The sequence below is a fragment of the Pseudomonas sp. FP597 genome, from assembly GCF_030687435.1.
Taxonomy (GTDB): domain Bacteria; phylum Pseudomonadota; class Gammaproteobacteria; order Pseudomonadales; family Pseudomonadaceae; genus Aquipseudomonas; species Aquipseudomonas lactucae.
Genome location: NZ_CP117432.1, coordinates 5,339,058 through 5,355,862 on the forward strand (window position 1 = coordinate 5,339,058; position 16,805 = coordinate 5,355,862).

Here is a 16,805-nt window from a genome sequence, read left to right on the forward strand (position 1 = left end):
ATCACAGGCTGTATTTCTGCAAGTTGGCCATCATCTCCTTCAACGCTTCAATGTTGTCCTTGGGATGAGCCGCGCCGTCGAAGTCACAGATCTGCTGCCAGTGTGCCGCCACTTCGTCGGGCGAAAAGCCGGCCTCGGGATCAAAGCCCACGCCCAGGCTGCGCTCCCAGCGGGTCTTGCCGATCCAACCGCCGCCCACTTCAAACAGACCCGAAGTTTCCTGGCACGCCTCGCTGCCCAGGTACACCACCAGCGGGCTGACCAGCTCCGGCTTGAGACGCTCGAAGACCTGCGGCGGGATCAGGCCTTCGGTCATGCGCGTGCCGCCGGTAGGCGCGATGGCGTTGACCAGGATGTTGTTCTTGCGCCCTTCCAGCGCCAGGGTACGTGTCAGACCATACAGGCCAAGCTTGGCCATGCCGTAGTTGGACTGCCCGAAGTTGCCATAGATACCCGAGGTGGACGCGGTGAAAATCACGCGGCCATAGCCTTGCTCACGCAGATGGGGCCAGGCGGCGCGGGTGACTTTGTAAGCGCCTTCGACGTGCACTCGGTAAACCAGGTCCCAGTCAGCGTCATCCATTTTGTGGAAGGTTTTGTCGCGCAGGATGCCGGCATTGTTGACCACTACGTCGATGCGACCAAACACGTCGAGGGCGTGCTGTACGATCTTGTCACCCTCGGTGACAGAGTCATGGTTAGCCTCAGCGATACCGCCCGCCGCGCGGATCTCAGCCACTACCCGATCAGCCGCCGACGCATTGGCGCCTTCGCCCTGGGTAGAACCACCGAGATCGTTGACCAGCACCTTGGCCCCGTACCTGGCGAACAGCAGCGCATGGGCCCGGCCCAATCCGCCGCCGGCACCGGTGACGATCACGACCTTATCCTGGAACTGCACTGACTCACTCATACCGAACTCCAATGGCGACGATGGGAATGGGTCGAGTGTCAGGCACGCAGCCGCCGGTCACAATAAAGTCGACCAGAGCTGAATGGTGCTCGATAAGGCTGGGGGATGATCCTGCGGCTCAGGAATAAGCCATGCGCGACTCAACCTTGCGGATGCGATCACGAAATGCCAGGTAGTGCTTGAGCACGTGTACCGGCGCCTCGATCTGCGGATAGTGACCGATATTGGCCAGCAGCACCGTATCAGCATCGGGCACCAGGTGATGGTATCGCTCGACCGTATGCGCACCGGAAATCGGGTCGACCTCACCCGCGATGACGCGCAGCGGCACTTCGTCCTGCTGCATCGCCGCCACCCACCGGTCACGCAGACGCCGGCGCTGGGGAATATAGGCAATCAACTTATGCAGGATGCGCGTGCCGTCGTTGCACTCGATCAGGCTCCAGAAATCATCCAGAGCGCTTTCGCTGGGGCGGGTATCGGGACCAAAAATCTCGTTGAAGCTGTTCGCCAGGGCATTGCGCCCAAAGGCACGCCCGATCATCCAGCCCAGCGGGCTGAGCAAGAGCTTTTGTACCAGCGCCGGGCGATGGGTTTCAGGGAACAACCCACCGTTGAGAAACACACCACTGGCCATCTGGAACCGGCCCTCATAGTGACGAGCCAACAGTTCCTGGGCGACGCTGTCGCCGTAGTCATGGGCCAGCACATGCACCGGCTGCTCGACCCGCAGGTGTTCGAGCAGGGCTTGTTGCAAATCCGCCTGCTCCAGCAGGCAATAGCCATGGTCCAGCGGCTTGGCCGAATCGCCAAAACCGAGCATGTCGCAGGCGATGACCAGGTGATGCTGAGCCAACGGTTGCCACAGGTAATGCCAGTCCCAACTGGCGGTGGGGAAGCCATGGATCAGCAGCAGCGGCTCACCCTGCCCCGCCACCCAATAACGGATGGTGCGGCCGCGAAAGTCGAAACTCTGGCCGCGTTTGCGCCAGGCTCTGAGCGGGATCTCGGCGAGTGGCATCAGCTTCTATACCCAGGGTCTTGAGCATCCAATTTGCGTAGCAACGCCGGCCAGGCCAGCGCGCCCCCCATACCTTGAGCACTCTTTGTGACAGCCGCCACCATGGCTTTGGCGCCCGCCAGAATCTGCGGACCGATGGCAATCAATTCAGCGCCGCCGTTTTGCGCCAGCACCTGGATATCGCAGGCGCGCTGGAACGTGAACATCATCAGGAAGGTGTCGGCGATGGTGCTGGCGCAGGTCAGCAGGCCATGGTTGTGCAGCATCAGGAAATTATTCTCGCCCAGGTCGGCCTGCAGGCGCGCCTTCTCTTCATGGTTCAGTGCCACACCTTCGTAGGCATGATAGGCCAGGCTCGACAGCACGAAGATCGATTGCTGACTGATCGGCAACACGCCCTGCTTTTGCGCGGCCACCGCAACACCGGCGGCGGTATGGGTGTGCAGCACACAGGTCACATCGTGACGCACCTCGTGGATGGCGCTGTGGATCGTGTAGCCGGCCGGGTTGATCTCGTAAGGGCTGTCCATCAACTTGTTACCCGCCTGGTCGACCTTGACCAGGCTCGACGCCGTGATTTCGTGGAACATCAGCCCGTAGGGGTTGATCAAAAAATCATCGGTGCCCGGCACCTTGGCCGAAATATGCGTGAAGATCAGGTCATCCCAGCCATGCATCGCCACCAGGCGATAGCAAGCCGCCAGGTCGACACGGGTTTGCCATTCGGCAGCGCTGACCTGGTCTTTGACATTCTGTGGCGATAGAACGGGGGCTATGCTCACGATGAATCTCCTTGACGCACTTTATTATTGTTTTTCGAGTGGTGGGCCCAGTCTAGTCAGACATCCAGGCCCAAGGAGTTGCCTTCGCAGCCAGCTTGATGACCGTGCGGGTCAGCCTTGAGGATAGTTTAAATCTGCATAAACGGCGTCAGAGAAACGCCGTCAATCATCAGCCGGTCCGGTCACCCACGCAGGGCCGTGACCAGTTCCATCAGCCAAGGCTCGGCGTCGGATTCCGGGGTGACGCTTTCGCTGGCATCCAGGCGCAGCATCGGTAGCACTTCACGCACGCCCAACTCGCCGAACAGCTCGCGCATCTGTTCGCCGCCGCCACAGAAGGTATCCCCGTAGCTGGCGTCACCCAGGCCGATCACCGCTCCGGGCAGGCCGCGCCAGGCGGCGGGCAACTGATCGCGAATCGTCGAATACAGAGGTTGCAGGTTGTCGGGCAACTCACCCATGCCGGTGGTGGAGGTCACGGCCAGGAGGGCGTCCGGGGCAAAAGCCTGCACGTCGGCCAAGGTGGCGCGCGGGTTGTGCCAGGTTTCAAAACCGGCCTGAGTGAGGATGCCTGCGGCGTGGCGGGCAACTTCTTCCGCCGTGCCGTACACCGAGCCCGAAAGAATGGCGACTTTCATCAATCTGATCCTGTAGTTGAGTGAAAGCCTGGGATATTAACAGCGACGCAAATATTTTCGGGGCCCGTCGTGCAAGATTCCGAAGTTGCCATAAACTGCTCCTTTGCACATAAAAGCCACGGAACGCTCAATGATTAACGCCAAGCTGATGCAAATGGTCGTCAACGCTTCCAACGATGGCATTGTGGTCGCCGAACGCGAAGGCAAGGACAAGCCGCTGATTTACGTCAACCCGGCTTTCGAACGGCTGACCGGCTATACGCTGGATGAAATCCTCTATCAGGACTGCCGCTTCCTGCAGTCCGGCGACCGCGACCAGCCGGCCCTGATGGCGATTCGCGAAGCCTTGGAGGATGGCGGTTCCTGCCGCGAAATCCTGCGCAACTACCGCAAGGATGGCAGCCACTTCTGGAACGAACTGTCGCTGTCTTCGGTGTATAACGCGGCCGACAGGCAGACGTATTTCGTCGGTGTGCAAAAGGACGTCACGCTTCAGGTCAAGGCCCAGCAACGGGTTACACAGCTGGAAGCGGAACTGGCCGGAGTCAAGGCTGAGCTGGCGGCGCTCAAGTCGACCAGCGGATCCAACAAAATTTAGATAAATGAATCACCAGAGGGGATAATGGCATTTTAATACCCCACTTGAGCCATCGTGATGCCACGCAACGCGCTTCTCACCCAGGATGAGCTGGATTTCATTCAGAGCATGCAGCACAACCCGCAACTGAACCAGCGGGATGCTTCGTCGAGCCTGACCGTCAACGGCGGCGTACAGATTCGCGACTTGCTCACCCGCCTGGCCGCCCACGATCACCTCACCATCCAGGCGCAGTTCGAAAACCAGCAACTGACTTTCCCTCTGCACCTGGTGGAAGATGAGTTCAATGCGATGCACCTGCGCCTGGGCGTGCCGAGCATTTTCGAGGACGGGCCGATGATCCGCCCATGGCGTCTGGCGCTTGAGGCCCCCGTGGCGTTAGAGAACGTCAGAGGCAACTCGAGCGCACTGTGGGTACATGAAGTGTCATTCAAGGGTGTGCTGATTGAGGTTCGCGGCCGCATCAAGCCGCCGAAAACCTTTTCCCTGTGGTTCAGCCCTTCCGGTTACGAACGCATTGCGGTGCGCGGGACGCTGGAGCGGGAAACCGCGCGTGGCCTGTTCGCCTATCGCCTGAGCCAGGGCGATGCGGATGAAACCGAGCGTCTGCGCCAGTTCATCCTGCATCAGCACCGCCTGATCCATCCCCACGTGCACGCCTGACGCTCAGGTATCCAGGCTACCACTGAGGAACTGTTGCAGACGGCGCTGCATCAGGCGCCCTTCATTGCCCAGGCAGCCGATCGAAGAGCCCGCCAACTCTGCCTGGGCCAGGTCTGACGCCGCGCCGGCCAGAAACACCGGGCAATCGAGGGTCAATGCCAAACGGCTCAAGCGCCCCACCAGATCATTGTTGTGCGAATGGTTGGAATAGATGACCAGTGCCTGGGGACGGATCTTTTCACAGACCAGTGTCAATTCATCCAGCGGCTGGCCCATGCCCAGCACCTTCACGGCCAGGTCTTCGCGACTCAGCAACAGCGCTGCCACCAGCAGTTCCAGTTTGCGGCACTCGCCCGGCATGGCCGTCAACAAAACCCTGGGCGCCGGTGATGCGCTGGCGACGTGCAGGCGCAAAAAGGTCTGTACGCGCAGGAAGGCATCGAAAAACAGCCATTCGCTGGCCTGGCCGAAACGCCCCTGATGGCGCAGCAGCTCGTTCCAGAGCGGCATGAGAATGTCCTGGAACGCAACGCTCAGGGGGTAAGTGGCAACAATCCGCCCGTAGAGGCTCTCCAGTTGCCGATCATCGAACGCCGTGATCGCGCTCAAAAGGCGTGTGCGCCACTGCGACCATTCGTTTTGCTCGATTGTGTCACGCTCGATACGCACCGCTTCGGCCTGCTGATCGTCGCGGGCGAGAATCTTGCCCACTTTGCTCACCGCCACCCCGCGTTCGATCCAGTCGAGGATACGATCCACGGTCGCGATATCGGTCTTGGAGTACAGACGATGCCCGCTTTCGGTGCGCACAGGCTGAATCAGCCCATAACGTCGCTCCCAGGCACGCAGAGTGACCGGGTTTACACCTGTCAATCTGGAGACTTCACGAATCGGATACAGTTGCTCGGAATCGTCTGATTCCAGATGCGAATCGCTGCTAACGGTGGCATGTGTCACGGGCATGGGTACCAAAAACCAGCGCTGATTGGGGGGTCATTTAACGCCTTTAAACCTGTCTTTTTCAAGCCTGTTGCATTTCGGACCAATGTCGCTGGCGTATTGCGCAAAAAAAGGAATAATTCTTGCCTGTCTGCTCCTGTGAAAAAGAGCAACGTCGCTGCACCACCCCGCAGCCTCGTCCATGCGCCACTTACCCGGTTGCGCGCATCTGTACATCTGGAGATACATAATGTCTACCTCACCCGTCACCCTGATGGTTGCGCGTCGCGTCGCCAAAGGACGCTACGAAGAATTGATGGCCTGGCTGCGCGAAGGCGAGCAACTGGCCACGGACTTTCCCGGCTACCTGGGCTCGGGCGTGCTCGCACCGCCGCCCCATGATGATGAATTCCAGATCATTTTCCGCTTCGCCGATGAAAAGACCTTGCATGCCTGGGAGTTTTCCGCCTCCCGCAGTGCCTGGTTGAGCCGCGGCAGCGAGCTGTTTGCCGACCCGTCCGAGCACCGCGTGCGGGGCATCGACGGCTGGTTCGGTGCAGTGGGCGCAAGGCCGCCACGCTGGAAGCAGGCGGTGGCGATCTGGCTGGCGTTTTTCCCGGTGTCACTGCTGTTCAACTTCGTGCTGGGCCCGTTGCTCAATCACCTGGACCTGGTGCCTCGCGTGCTGGTCAGCACCCTCGCGCTCACGCCGTTGATGGTTTACCTGTTTATTCCGCTGTCGACGCATCTGCTGGCGAACTGGCTGCACCCCGCGCCGGCAACACGCAAGGCCGCCGAAGCGGCGGCGTGAGTACAGGGGCGGCCCGTCGCTGGTATCATTCGAGCCTGCCAGCGATGCGAGCCTCCCATGACTGCAACGAACGCCCCGATCCTGATCACCGGCGCCGGCCAGCGTGTCGGCCTGCATTGCGCCCTGCGCCTGCTGGACGAGGGCCAGCCGGTGATTTTCAGCTACCGCAGCGAACGCCGCGGCGTGCAGGCCCTGCGCGAACGTGGCGCTGTCGGCATCTTTGCGGACCTCTCCAGCGAGGCCGGGATACTGGCGTTCATCGCTGAACTGAACACCCATGCTCAAAGCCTGCGTGCAATCATCCACAACGCCTCAGCCTGGGTCGCGGAAACGCCTGGCGACGAAAGTCGCGCGTTTACCGACATGTTCAGCGTACACATGCTTGCGCCGTACCTGATCAACCTGCATTGTTCACCTTTGCTGCAACGCTCATCACCTGCCGACATCGTGCACATCAGCGACGATGTGGTGCGCAAGGGCAGTCGTCAGCACATCGCCTATTGCGCCACCAAGGCCGGGCTCGACAGCCTGACGCTTTCGTTTGCCGCGCAGTTTGCGCCGCGAATCAAGGTCAACGGCATCGCCCCGGCGATGGTGATGTTCAACGAAGACGACGACGCGGCCTACCGCGCCAAGGTCCTGGCCAAGTCGGCCCTGGGCATCGAGCCCGGCCCCGAGGTGATCTACCAGAGCGTGCGTTACCTGCTGGACAACCCCTATGTCACCGGTACCACCCTGACCGTCAACGGCGGGCGGCATATCAAGTAAGCCGTTTGTGAGGATGTTGTATGACTTTATCCCTGCCCCACCATTACCGTGAGATTCTCAAGGGCTTGGGTGAAGACCCGGAGCGCGAAGGTCTGCTCGATACGCCCAAACGCGCCGCCAAGGCCATGCAATACCTGTGTCATGGCTATGAGCAAAACCTGGAAACCATCGTCAACGGCGCACTGTTCGCTTCCGACAATGACGAGATGGTGATTCTCAAGGACATCGAGTTGTACTCGCTGTGCGAACACCACCTGCTGCCCTTTATCGGCAAGGCCCACGTGGCCTATATTCCGACCGGCAAGGTGCTGGGCCTGTCGAAGCTGGCGCGCATCGTCGACATGTTCGCCCGACGCCTGCAGATCCAGGAAAACCTCACGCGGCAAATCGCCGATGCCATCCAGGACGTGACCCAGGCCGCCGGTGTAGCGGTGGTGATCGAGGCCAGGCACATGTGCATGATGATGCGCGGTGTGGAAAAACAGAATTCAACCATGAACACCTCGGTGATGCTCGGCGCCTTCCGCGAGTCGAACACCACGCGCATGGAGTTTCTGCAACTGATTGGACGGAGCAAGTAGCAATGCCACAACTTCAACCAGGCATGGCGCGCATCCGGGTCAAGGACCTGTGCCTGCGCACCTATATCGGCATCAATGAGGACGAGATCCTCAACAAGCAGGATGTGCTGATCAACCTGACCATCCTGTATGCCGCCCAGGAAGCCGTGCGCGACAATGACATCGACCATGCCCTGAACTACCGCACCATCACCAAGGCAATCATCGCCCACGTGGAAGGCAATCGCTTTGCCTTGCTGGAGCGCCTGACCCAGGAATTGCTGGACCTGGTGATGAGCAACGAATCGGTGCTGTACGCCGAAGTCGAAGTGGACAAGCCCCACGCGCTGCGCTTTGCCGAGTCGGTTTCGATCACTCTGGCCGCCAGCCGCTGATAGTAAGTGAGCCCTATGAACGACCAACAACGCCTCGAACTCGAAGCCGCCGCCTTTCGCCGATTGGTGGCCCACCTGGACAGCCGCAAGGATGTGCAGAATATCGACCTGATGAACCTAGCCGGCTTCTGCCGCAACTGCCTGTCCAAGTGGTACAAGGCCGAAGCCGACGAACGCCAGATCGAGGTCAGTCTCGATGACGCCCGTGAAGTGGTGTACGGCATGCCGTACGCCGAGTGGAAAGCCCAATACCAGAAAGAAGCCAGCGCCGAGCAACAAGCGGCGTTCGCCAAAGGAAAACCCCATGATTAGGCGCTTGCCGAGCGTTAATTAGAAATGTTCATGCTGGATCCTGAGGCGCGTTTCCCTCACCCTCGTCCCACCCTTGACGTTGAATCGCAACCGAACATTTTATTCTGCGGCCAGATACGCTAAAACTCTAAGTGCTAAGCCAGCTTGGAAGGCAACTTATGGCAATAACGCAAAACACCCGTTGGGTGCAGGTGGACAGCCCCCTCGGCGGCGATGTCCTGCTGCTGCAGAGCATGACCGGCAGTGAAGAGCTGGGGCGTTTGTTCCACTACGAATTGGACCTCACGTCCGAAGATCAGGCGATCAAGTTCGACCAGTTGCTGGGCAAGCCGATGGGCCTGAGCCTGGAACTGTTCGAGGGTGGCCGTCGCCACTTTCACGGCATTGTCGGCAGTTGCCGACAGCTGACCGGCCATGGCCAGTTCGCGGGCTACCGCGTCAGCCTGCGGCCCTGGTTCTGGCTGCTCACACGCACCTCGGATTGCCGGATTTTCCAGAACAAGACAGTGCCGGACATCATCAAGCAGGTATTTCGCGACCTCGGTTTCTCCGACTTCGAAGACAGCCTGAGCGGCAGCTATCACGAGTGGGAATACTGCGTGCAGTACCGCGAAACCAGCTTCGACTTCGTCAGCCGGTTGATGGAGCAGGAAGGCATCTATTACTACTTTCGCCATGAAAAGGCGCGCCACGTACTGGTGCTGGCCGACGCCTACGGTGCCCATTCCACAGCGGCAGACTACGCCTCGGTGCCTTTCTACCCCCCCGATCGGCAAATGCGCGAGCGCGATCATTTCTACGATTGGCAACTGGCGCGGGAAGTGCAATCCGGTTCGCTGGCGCTGAACGACTATGACTTCCAGCGCCCCCGTGCCAGCCTTGATGTGCGCTCCAGTGTGCCGCGCAACCACAGCAACGCCGATTACCCGCTCTACGACTATCCCGGTGAATACGTACAGAGTAACGATGGCGAGCACTACGCGCGTACCCGCATCGAAGCCATTCATAGCCAGTTCGAGCGCGTGCAGTTGCGCGGCTGCGCCCGCGGCCTGGGCTCCGGCCATTTATTCAGACTGACTGGCTACAACCGTGAGGACCAGAACCGCGAATACCTGGTGGTGGTCGCACGCTATCAGATCCGCCAGGAACTCTATGAAAGCGGGCACTTGGAACTGGCCGAGCAGTTCATCAGTGAGCTGGACTGCATGGATGCCAGCCAGGCCTTCCGCCCCCTTCCCTTGACCCCCACGACCATCGTCCGCGGGCCGCAGACCGCCGTGGTGGTTGGCCCCAGTGGCGAGGAGATCTGGACCGACCAGTATGGCCGGGTCAAAGTGCACTTCCACTGGGACCGCCATGACCAATCCAACGAAAACAGCTCTTGCTGGATTCGCGTATCCCAGGCCTGGGCCGGCAAGAACTGGGGAGCCATGCAGATCCCGCGGATCGGTCAGGAAGTGATCGTCAGCTTCCTCGAAGGCGATCCGGATCGGCCGATCATCACAGGTCGTGTCTACAACGCCGAACAAACGGTGCCCTACAAGCTGCCGGCCAATGCCACCCAGAGCGGTGTGAAAAGCCGTTCAAGCAAAGACGGCTCACCCGCCAACTTCAATGAAATCCGCATGGAGGACAAAAAAGGCGAGGAGCAACTGTTTATCCACGCCGAGAAGAACCAGGACATCGAGGTCGAGAACGACGAGACCCACTGGGTCGGCCATGACCGCAGCAAGACCATCGATAACGATGAAACCGTGCACGTCAAACACGACCGCACAGAAACGGTGGACAACAACGAAACCATCTCCATCGGCGTGAACCGTACCGAAGATGTGGGTAATAACGAGAAAATCAGCATCGGTGTCAATCGCACCGAGCACGTGGGCAGCAACGAGACCATCACCATCGGTGCAAACCGCACGGAAAAGGTCGGTGCCAACGAAAAGATCACCATCGTCAGCAACCGCACCGAAGAGGTAGGTGGCAACGAGACCATCGACATCACGGGCAACCGTAATGAAACGGTCAACGGCAACGAAGGGATCGAGATCAACGGCAACCAGAGTACCCAGATCGGCCAGAACGAATCCCGTGACGTCGACCGGAACCGAACCACAAGCATCAAGCAGAACGACAGCCTGGACGTTGGCAAGCACTTTTCCCTCACCGCCGGCGACTCCATTACCCTGACCACGGGCGCGTCCAGCATCACCATGAAGAAGGACGGCTCCATCACGATTCGCGGCAAGAACATCATCATCGACGGTTCCGGCGCCATCAACATCAAGGCCAACAAGAACGTGGTGATCAAAGGGCAGAAGATCCTGCAGAACTAGGACATGGAGGTATGTATATGACGGTTCATTACCCGCTACCCACCCAGGCCCGCATCGACGGGGTAGTCATCGGCACCCTGCTCGACCTGCCGACTGCCGGCGCGCCCACGGTCACCTACCCAGGTTGCCCGAACAGCAGCGGCATCGTCGCTCGTTGCACCGCACGGCTAAGCCCGGCGGATATCGGCAGCCCGGTGGCGCTCATGTTCGAAGATGGCGACCCGGTACGCCCTCTGGTGATCGGCCTTCTGCTTGGCGCACAGGCCGCACCGGCTCCCGTCGCCAGCGTGCGGCTGGATGAGCAGTGCCTGGAGTTGAGCGCAGAACGCGAGATTGTGCTGCGTTGCGGCAAAGCCAGCATCACCCTGACCCGCGCCGGCAAAGTGATTATCCAGGGCGCCTACCTGTCCAGTCGCTCCAGCGGAGTCAACCGCATCAAGGGCGGTTCGGTGCAAATCAACTAGGCAGGTAGTCGCACGATGGAATTGCTCAATGCCAGCAAACTGATGACTGCCTATACCTTGGGCATGGGCCGCGATGGGCGCGAATCCCTGGTGGTGGTGGCCAAAGGCACTTTTAATCTGCCGCTGGACGGCCGCGCCCTGACCCTCGCAGACAGTCAGCAACCGCTATTGATGGCAGACACCTTCCTCGGCGAGCCGGGCCTCAGCGCCCCGCTGCAGGAAATGGACTTCGCCCCAGTCAAGCCCTTCTGCGATGTGCTGGTGTGTGGCAAGGCCTACGCGCCCGGCGGGCGGCCCGTAACGCAGTTGACGGCGGGTATTCGCGTGGGTCGGGTGAGCAAGGCTTTTTCCGTCCTTGGCCCGCGGCACTGGCAGTTGGGACTACTGGGTATATCTCCCGGCTCGCCGCAACCTTTTACCGAACAGAGCATCTCCTATGCCCAGGCCTACGGTGGCTCCCATCCTATGGTGAACGCCCCCGAAATGCGTGACGGTTACCGGGACAACCCAAGCGGTTGTGGCTGGTACCCGCGCGGCCTTGATAACGCCTACATCGTCGGCAGGCCAATGCCCAACACCGAGGAAGTGGGCAAACCGATCGACAACCCCTGTGGTGATTTTCGCCCTATGGCCCTCGGCCCCATCGCTCGTAGCTGGCCGCAACGCGCGCGCTTCGCCGGTACCTACGACGATGCCTGGAAGGCCGACTGCTTTCCGTTTCTGCCAGCGGACTTCGACACCCGCTACTTTCAGGCCGCCCCTGAGGACCAGCAGATCGAATACCTGCGCGGCGGCGAGGATGTACGACTGCTAAACCTCACCGCCCAGGAGCAGGCGGGCTTTCGCATCCCTGAAATGGAGGTGCCGGTGACCTTTTTCCTGAAAAAAGGCGGCCATGAAACGGTGTCAGCGGTGATCGACACCCTGCTGATCGACACAGACGCTCGCCAGGTGCAGTTGACTTGGCGTATCTCCCGTCCGCTACGGCGCAACATGTTCGAGATTGCCCAGGTGCTGGTCGGCACGATGTCCACCGGCTGGTGGCGCGCCCGAGAACTGGGTAAAGATTACTACCCGTCGCTGCGCGCCCTGATAAACGCCAGGCGCGCCCCAGAGGAAACGCACTGATGCGTGCGCTGAGCATTATCGGCTCCGGCATGGTCAGCGCTGTCGGCCTCAGTGCACCGGCCAGCTGCGCGGCGATCCGCTGCGCCATCGACAACTTCCAGGAAACCCGCTTTATCGATCGCGGCGGTGAATGGCTCATTGCCGCCAGCGTGCCGCTGGAACAGCCCTGGCGCGGCCGCACCAAGCTGATCAAGATGGCCGCCCGAGCCATTGCCGAGGCGCTGCACAGCACCCCCAACATCGACCCGGAAAAGACCCCGCTGCTGCTGGGGCTGGCAGAACTCGAGCGCCCCGGCCGCCTCGAGGGTCTCGATAAAGGGCTGCTGCACGCCATCGAAGACGAACTGGGCCTGCGTTTTCATCCCGCCTCCAGCATCATCGCCCATGGCCGGGTCAGTGCCGCCGTGGCACTTCTTGATGCACGCACGCTGATCTACCAGGGTGGCCATCGCCACGTGCTGATTGCCGGCGTCGACTCCTTCCTTAGCGGACCAACGCTGACCGCCTTCGAACAACGCGAGCGCCTGCTCACCCGTCAGAACTCCAACGGTTTTATCCCCGGCGAAGGGGCTGCAGCCGTGGTGCTGGCCGCCCTCGTTGCCAGTGAAAAGCCGCAATTGACCTGCATCGGCCTGGGTTTCGGCACGGAACAGGCCACGGTGGAGTCCGAAGACATCCCGCTACGCGCCGAAGGCCTGACCCAGGCCGTGCGCGCGGCCCTGAGCGAAGCCGGTTGCGGGTTGGAGCAGATGGATTATCGCCTGACGGATATTTCCGGCGAACAGTATTACTTCAAGGAAGCCTCCCTGGCCCTGAGCCGCAACCTGCGGGTACGCAAGGAGTTCTTCCATCTCTGGCACCCGGCCGACTGCATCGGCGAAGTCGGCGCCGCCATCGGCCCGGCGATGCTCGCCGTAGCGCTGGCCGCCAGCCGTAAGGGCTATGGCGAAGGACCGAACATTTTTTGCCATCTGGGCAACGACGCCGGCCAACGCGCCGTCGCACTGCTCAGCTACCAGACCGTGAGGGCTGCCTGATGGCCAACCAAGTATTTGCCAACAATATGGAAGTGTCCTGCAAATCGGCCGACGGCAAGTCGATCGCCTGCTTTCCGGATGTCTGCTTCACCCCCCCCGTGGCCCCGCCTACCCCGCTGGGTGTGCCCATCCCCTACCCCAACACCGGCATGGCCAAGGACACGACCAAGGGCAGTCGGACGGTGAAGATCAGTGGTAAGGAAATCATGCTCAAGGACCAGAGCTACTTCAAGACCAGCTATGGGGATGAGGCTGGGAACGCCCCCAAAAAAGGCGTCATCACCAGCAAGATAAAGGGCAAGGTGTATTTCACCTCCTGGTCGATGGATGTGAAATACGAAGGGAAGAACGTTGTCCGACACATGGACCTGACCACCCACAACCACGCCTCCCAACCGGGCAACACCATGCCCTGGACCTACACGGACCGAATGGCACTGGCCAAGGATTTGTCCCAATGCGAGGGAGAACGAGACCGGGCAAAAGACGCTTGCGGGGATACCAAGCAAAAAATGATCTGCCCGGATATCACCACACTACTGGCCGCGACCAAAGCCAGGAAAGCCGCTAAAGACGCGGCAGGCGACGGTTTTAAAGATAATGCGGCCTATGCGGGCAAACATGCCGAAGTCCAGGGCAAGTATTCGACCCTGGCCAAGACCATCAACAGCGACGCGTGCCAAAAGGCGATGCGCTGTTTTCTTGCGCCGTTCAAACCCAACAGATGCTGCCCGGGACAAACCGGCGACCACCTGATCGATTCGGCGTCCTTTACCGACGGACCGGCCTTTCCCGGCCAACCCAGAAGCAAGCACCCCACCAAAGCCGGCTGGAGCAAATACCGGACCGACAAAGCCCCGGTGATGTGTGCAGAGGGGCCCAATCAGACCACCGCCACCCACGGCCAGATGCATACACGGCGTGGGGTGGTGGCCTTGCATGAAGCCGATACAAAGGGTGAGTGGCCAAGGGCAAGGGCCACGCAGACTGGGGCCTTGGCGGCCAAGAAAACCTTTCCGGACTCCGACTGCAGTCAGGAATGTCTGGAAGCTCAGTTGAACAAGTATCACGACAAAGTAAAGGATCCAGGCAAGGAAAAACCGATCAATGCCTGCGCGTCGATGACCAGTAATCAAGACGAGCGCAATAAGGCTCAGGCCGAGATGAAGCCTATCAGGCGTGGCCGTTAATTTACTCACATCAGGAGACCAACATGGACACTCGAGACCCAGCATTCCGCGGCCTCAGCATTGGTACTGGGGTCGTTCGCTACTCAGATCTCAGCTATTTGATTACTACGAACGACCTTTCTATCAGCGAAGGCTACACCGGTTCGATAATGTTCAACCTGGACTGTGGAGACTGGTACGCAGGGACAGTGCCATGGCTTGCCTGTTCAGGAACGGTCTGTCATATCCCGGCTGAGCGCTTCCTGGCATTGGGCATTGATGGATCTATAGAAGCCAGTGGCGGTGGCGAGGTAAAGGAAGAAGCCCCCATCGCCAACTGCGGCGTAGACCCCAAAAAACGCGGCCCTCTGCGTGAAATCCGTGGCATCGCCAAAGGTCGAGCCTATGCCGTAGGCACCTGTCGGCAAGCCTATGTTCGCGAAGACGAAGACCAGTGGCGATGCATCGACCAGAGCGCCCAGGTCGGTGACACCCCGATCACCGACACCAGCTTCGAATCCATCGATGGCTTCAGCGAACAGGAAATCTATACCGTCGGTTGGGAAGGGGAAATCTGGCAATACGACGGCGCCCGCTTCACCCAGCAGAACAGCCCGACCAACCTGGCGCTCTACAAGGTTCGCTGCGCGCCGGACGGCTTCGTCTACGCCTGCGGCCAGCTCGGGACCTTGCTTCGCGGACGCAATGATCAGTGGGAAATGATCGAACATGAAAGCACGGAGGAGGACCTCTGGGGCATGGAAGTTTTCAATGGACAGCTTTATGTGTCTTCCACGCATTTCGTCTACCGGCTCGAGGACGGCAAACTCAAGCCCGTCGACTTCGGTGACGACGTTCCACTGACCTGTTATCACCTGAGCGCGGCCGACGGGATCATGTGGTCCATCGGGCCCAAGGATGTCATGCAGTTCGATGGTTCGACCTGGACGCGGTGCCTGCGAATTGACTAACCCAACGCTCCTGCCCTGCCCTTGCATCAGGAGCGACGACTGATGAACACACTTCCCGTCGTCCTTGACCTGCATGCTGAAGAAGCCAGCTTCCTCGCTGTCCTGCGTGACTACGCATTACGCGCGCCACATTACGACTTGGACGATCTCGGCAAACTGGAAGACCGTATCGACGCTCATCTCGATGGCCTGCGTATCGCCGGCCCCGCCGGCCTGGAAACCTTGCTGGCCCAACTCGGCCCACATACGGTTGGCGAGGTGTTCGCTGGCGTGGTCCTGGCCTTCGAGACACACAATACGAACGGGTTGGCGCAGCTCAGCGAGCACGTGAGAGAGGCTGTGGAAACGGAGCGAGGTTACCTGATGGCCTTGGGGTGGCTCGATTGGGAGTGGGTAGCGCCCTGGATCGACCGCATGCTCGCCTCCCCCAAGCCCCTGTTCCGCCGCCTCGGCCTTGCCGCTTGCGGTATGCATCGCCACAATCCCGGCGCTGCGCTGCTTACGGAGCTTTCGCAAGCCGACCCCAGCGTACTGGCACGTGCCGCCCGCACGGCCGGCGAGCTGCGTCGGCATGACCTGATGCCGACCATTCGTGCCCACCGTCTACATCAAGATGCAGCGACGCGCTTCTGGGTCAATTGGGCCACCGCACAAATGGGCGATGAGTACGCCCTGGAGCCACTGCGCCCCTTCGCCGAGCAACCGGGCGAGTTCCAGTACCGCGCGCTCTGCGTCCTGTTGGCCTGGCAACATCCTGAGCACAGCATCGCCTGGATACACCAGTTGATACAGAACCCTGAGCAGCGCCGCATCGGCATTCAGGCCATTGGGCTGCTGGGTAATCCCGTCGGCGTGCCGTGGCTGATCCAGCAGATGAGCGACCTGCCTTATGCCCGCGTCGCCGGCGAAGCCTTCAGCCTGATGACCGGCGTAGACCTTGCGCTGCTCAATCTGGAACTGCAGCAGTTGCCGGATTTCGATGCTGGCCCGAACGACGACGCCGAGGACTCCAATGTCGTCATGGACCCCGATGAGAACCTGCCCTGGCCCGACCCGCAGTCAATCGCCGTCTGGTGGCAGGCTCATGAAGGCGATTTCCAGACAGGCGTCGGCTACATACTGGGGTTGCCTCAAAGCGAAAGCAGTTTCAAGCAAGCGCTTGCCGGGGGCCTGCAACGCCAGCGCATTGCCGCCGCCTGTGGTATCGCCCGCTTTCGGCCGAGCGACGTGCTTTTCCCGACCAGCGCACCGGTCAGGCGACAAAAGAAGTGCTGGAACGTCCGGGGCGATTAATCCTTCG

19 protein-coding genes are annotated in these 16,805 nt (G+C 60.4%); 14 read left to right on the plus strand and 5 right to left on the minus strand.

Translation table 11 applies throughout. The features are described from left to right. Position 1 precedes the first annotated feature (1 nt). From PSH66_RS24470 to PSH66_RS24485, 4 genes are all read right to left on the minus strand, one after another. Positions 2–913 (minus strand): SDR family oxidoreductase, encoded by a 912-nt coding sequence (locus tag PSH66_RS24470; RefSeq protein WP_003176019.1) that lies wholly within the window; start codon positions 911–913, stop codon positions 2–4. A gap of 118 nt (positions 914–1,031) precedes the next feature. Then, positions 1,032–1,934: an alpha/beta fold hydrolase gene (locus PSH66_RS24475; RefSeq protein WP_003176020.1), complete on the minus strand. Its 903-nt coding sequence runs from the start codon at positions 1,932–1,934 to the stop codon at positions 1,032–1,034. Then, entirely contained in the window at positions 1,934–2,716 is a 783-nt protein-coding gene (locus PSH66_RS24480; protein ID WP_003176021.1) for a class II aldolase/adducin family protein, read from the minus strand. Before PSH66_RS24480 ends, PSH66_RS24475 begins: the two co-directional genes overlap by 1 nt. A gap of 182 nt (positions 2,717–2,898) precedes the next feature. Next, positions 2,899–3,354 (minus strand): flavodoxin, encoded by a 456-nt coding sequence (locus PSH66_RS24485; RefSeq protein WP_305427784.1) that lies wholly within the window; start codon positions 3,352–3,354, stop codon positions 2,899–2,901. 130 nt (positions 3,355–3,484) lie between these two features. On the opposite strand from PSH66_RS24485, the gene PSH66_RS24490 reads away from it, so the two are divergent. Both PSH66_RS24490 and PSH66_RS24495 read left to right on the plus strand, forming a co-directional pair. Further along, positions 3,485–3,952 carry a PAS domain-containing protein gene (locus tag PSH66_RS24490; protein WP_003176023.1) on the plus strand — a complete coding sequence of 156 codons (468 nt, stop codon included), beginning with the start codon at positions 3,485–3,487 and terminating at the stop codon, positions 3,950–3,952. A gap of 57 nt (positions 3,953–4,009) precedes the next feature. Further along, positions 4,010–4,615, plus strand: coding sequence for a hypothetical protein (locus PSH66_RS24495; RefSeq protein WP_003176024.1), 606 nt, complete (start codon positions 4,010–4,012; stop codon positions 4,613–4,615). A gap of 3 nt (positions 4,616–4,618) precedes the next feature. Here PSH66_RS24495 and PSH66_RS24500 read toward each other — a convergent pair whose 3' ends face one another. After that, positions 4,619–5,578 carry a MerR family transcriptional regulator gene (locus PSH66_RS24500; RefSeq protein WP_050784889.1) on the minus strand — a complete coding sequence of 320 codons (960 nt, stop codon included), beginning with the start codon at positions 5,576–5,578 and terminating at the stop codon, positions 4,619–4,621. 226 nt (positions 5,579–5,804) lie between these two features. Between PSH66_RS24500 and PSH66_RS24505 the strand changes: the two genes are divergently transcribed. The 12 genes from PSH66_RS24505 (at position 5,805) to PSH66_RS24560 (ending at position 16,798) form a co-directional block, all read left to right on the plus strand. Then, positions 5,805–6,365, plus strand: a complete 561-nt coding sequence (locus PSH66_RS24505) for an antibiotic biosynthesis monooxygenase (RefSeq protein ID WP_141064796.1) — start codon at positions 5,805–5,807, stop codon at positions 6,363–6,365. 57 nt (positions 6,366–6,422) lie between these two features. After that, positions 6,423–7,133, plus strand: a complete 711-nt coding sequence (gene folM / locus PSH66_RS24510; protein WP_141064795.1) for a dihydromonapterin reductase — start codon at positions 6,423–6,425, stop codon at positions 7,131–7,133. 20 nt (positions 7,134–7,153) lie between these two features. Continuing rightward, positions 7,154–7,714, plus strand: coding sequence for a GTP cyclohydrolase I FolE (gene folE, locus PSH66_RS24515; RefSeq protein ID WP_003176028.1), 561 nt, complete (start codon positions 7,154–7,156; stop codon positions 7,712–7,714). Positions 7,715–7,716: 2 nt separating this feature from the next. After that, positions 7,717–8,088, plus strand: coding sequence for a dihydroneopterin triphosphate 2'-epimerase (folX, locus tag PSH66_RS24520; RefSeq protein WP_003176029.1), 372 nt, complete (start codon positions 7,717–7,719; stop codon positions 8,086–8,088). Between the two features lie 15 nt (positions 8,089–8,103). After that, positions 8,104–8,400, plus strand: coding sequence for a DUF1244 domain-containing protein (locus PSH66_RS24525; protein WP_003176030.1), 297 nt, complete (start codon positions 8,104–8,106; stop codon positions 8,398–8,400). Positions 8,401–8,558: 158 nt separating this feature from the next. Next, on the plus strand, positions 8,559–10,736 hold the full coding sequence (locus tag PSH66_RS24530; protein ID WP_078826013.1) for a type VI secretion system Vgr family protein: 2,178 nt from the start codon (positions 8,559–8,561) through the stop codon (positions 10,734–10,736). A 17-nt stretch (positions 10,737–10,753) separates the two neighbouring features. Beyond that, a complete protein-coding gene (locus PSH66_RS24535) occupies positions 10,754–11,200 on the plus strand; it encodes a DUF6484 domain-containing protein (RefSeq protein ID WP_305427785.1) in 447 nt (148 codons plus the stop codon). Between the two features lie 15 nt (positions 11,201–11,215). Then, the gene (locus tag PSH66_RS24540) at positions 11,216–12,328 is read left to right on the plus strand and encodes a DUF2169 domain-containing protein (protein ID WP_305427786.1); all 1,113 of its coding nucleotides are present in this window, start codon (positions 11,216–11,218) and stop codon (positions 12,326–12,328) included. Then, on the plus strand, positions 12,325–13,365 hold the full coding sequence (locus PSH66_RS24545) for a hypothetical protein (RefSeq protein WP_141064792.1): 1,041 nt from the start codon (positions 12,325–12,327) through the stop codon (positions 13,363–13,365). The genes PSH66_RS24540 and PSH66_RS24545 overlap by 4 nt, the downstream gene beginning before the upstream one ends. After that, positions 13,365–14,555, plus strand: coding sequence for a PAAR-like domain-containing protein (locus PSH66_RS24550; RefSeq protein WP_305427787.1), 1,191 nt, complete (start codon positions 13,365–13,367; stop codon positions 14,553–14,555). The genes PSH66_RS24545 and PSH66_RS24550 overlap by 1 nt, the downstream gene beginning before the upstream one ends. A 23-nt stretch (positions 14,556–14,578) precedes the next feature. After that, positions 14,579–15,505 (plus strand): hypothetical protein, encoded by a 927-nt coding sequence (locus PSH66_RS24555; protein WP_003176038.1) that lies wholly within the window; start codon positions 14,579–14,581, stop codon positions 15,503–15,505. 42 nt (positions 15,506–15,547) lie between these two features. Further along, the gene (locus PSH66_RS24560; RefSeq protein WP_003176039.1) at positions 15,548–16,798 is read left to right on the plus strand and encodes a TIGR02270 family protein; all 1,251 of its coding nucleotides are present in this window, start codon (positions 15,548–15,550) and stop codon (positions 16,796–16,798) included. The last annotated feature ends 7 nt before the right edge of the window (positions 16,799–16,805 follow it).

Coding starts and splice junctions, on each gene's coding strand:
- PSH66_RS24530 (WP_078826013.1), top strand. CDS start 8,559: ATGGCAATAACGCAAAACACCCGTTGGGTGCAGGTGGACAGCCCCCTC.
- PSH66_RS24475 (WP_003176020.1), bottom strand. CDS start 1,934: ATGCCACTCGCCGAGATCCCGCTCAGAGCCTGGCGCAAACGCGGCCAG.
- folX (WP_003176029.1), top strand. CDS start 7,717: ATGCCACAACTTCAACCAGGCATGGCGCGCATCCGGGTCAAGGACCTG.
- PSH66_RS24495 (WP_003176024.1), top strand. CDS start 4,010: ATGCCACGCAACGCGCTTCTCACCCAGGATGAGCTGGATTTCATTCAG.
- PSH66_RS24555 (WP_003176038.1), top strand. CDS start 14,579: ATGGACACTCGAGACCCAGCATTCCGCGGCCTCAGCATTGGTACTGGG.
- PSH66_RS24485 (WP_305427784.1), bottom strand. CDS start 3,354: ATGAAAGTCGCCATTCTTTCGGGCTCGGTGTACGGCACGGCGGAAGAA.
- PSH66_RS24535 (WP_305427785.1), top strand. CDS start 10,754: ATGACGGTTCATTACCCGCTACCCACCCAGGCCCGCATCGACGGGGTA.
- PSH66_RS24500 (WP_050784889.1), bottom strand. CDS start 5,578: ATGCCCGTGACACATGCCACCGTTAGCAGCGATTCGCATCTGGAATCA.
- PSH66_RS24490 (WP_003176023.1), top strand. CDS start 3,485: ATGATTAACGCCAAGCTGATGCAAATGGTCGTCAACGCTTCCAACGAT.
- folM (WP_141064795.1), top strand. CDS start 6,423: ATGACTGCAACGAACGCCCCGATCCTGATCACCGGCGCCGGCCAGCGT.
- PSH66_RS24525 (WP_003176030.1), top strand. CDS start 8,104: ATGAACGACCAACAACGCCTCGAACTCGAAGCCGCCGCCTTTCGCCGA.
- PSH66_RS24470 (WP_003176019.1), bottom strand. CDS start 913: ATGAGTGAGTCAGTGCAGTTCCAGGATAAGGTCGTGATCGTCACCGGT.
- PSH66_RS24550 (WP_305427787.1), top strand. CDS start 13,365: ATGGCCAACCAAGTATTTGCCAACAATATGGAAGTGTCCTGCAAATCG.
- PSH66_RS24505 (WP_141064796.1), top strand. CDS start 5,805: ATGTCTACCTCACCCGTCACCCTGATGGTTGCGCGTCGCGTCGCCAAA.
- PSH66_RS24540 (WP_305427786.1), top strand. CDS start 11,216: ATGGAATTGCTCAATGCCAGCAAACTGATGACTGCCTATACCTTGGGC.
- PSH66_RS24560 (WP_003176039.1), top strand. CDS start 15,548: ATGAACACACTTCCCGTCGTCCTTGACCTGCATGCTGAAGAAGCCAGC.
- folE (WP_003176028.1), top strand. CDS start 7,154: ATGACTTTATCCCTGCCCCACCATTACCGTGAGATTCTCAAGGGCTTG.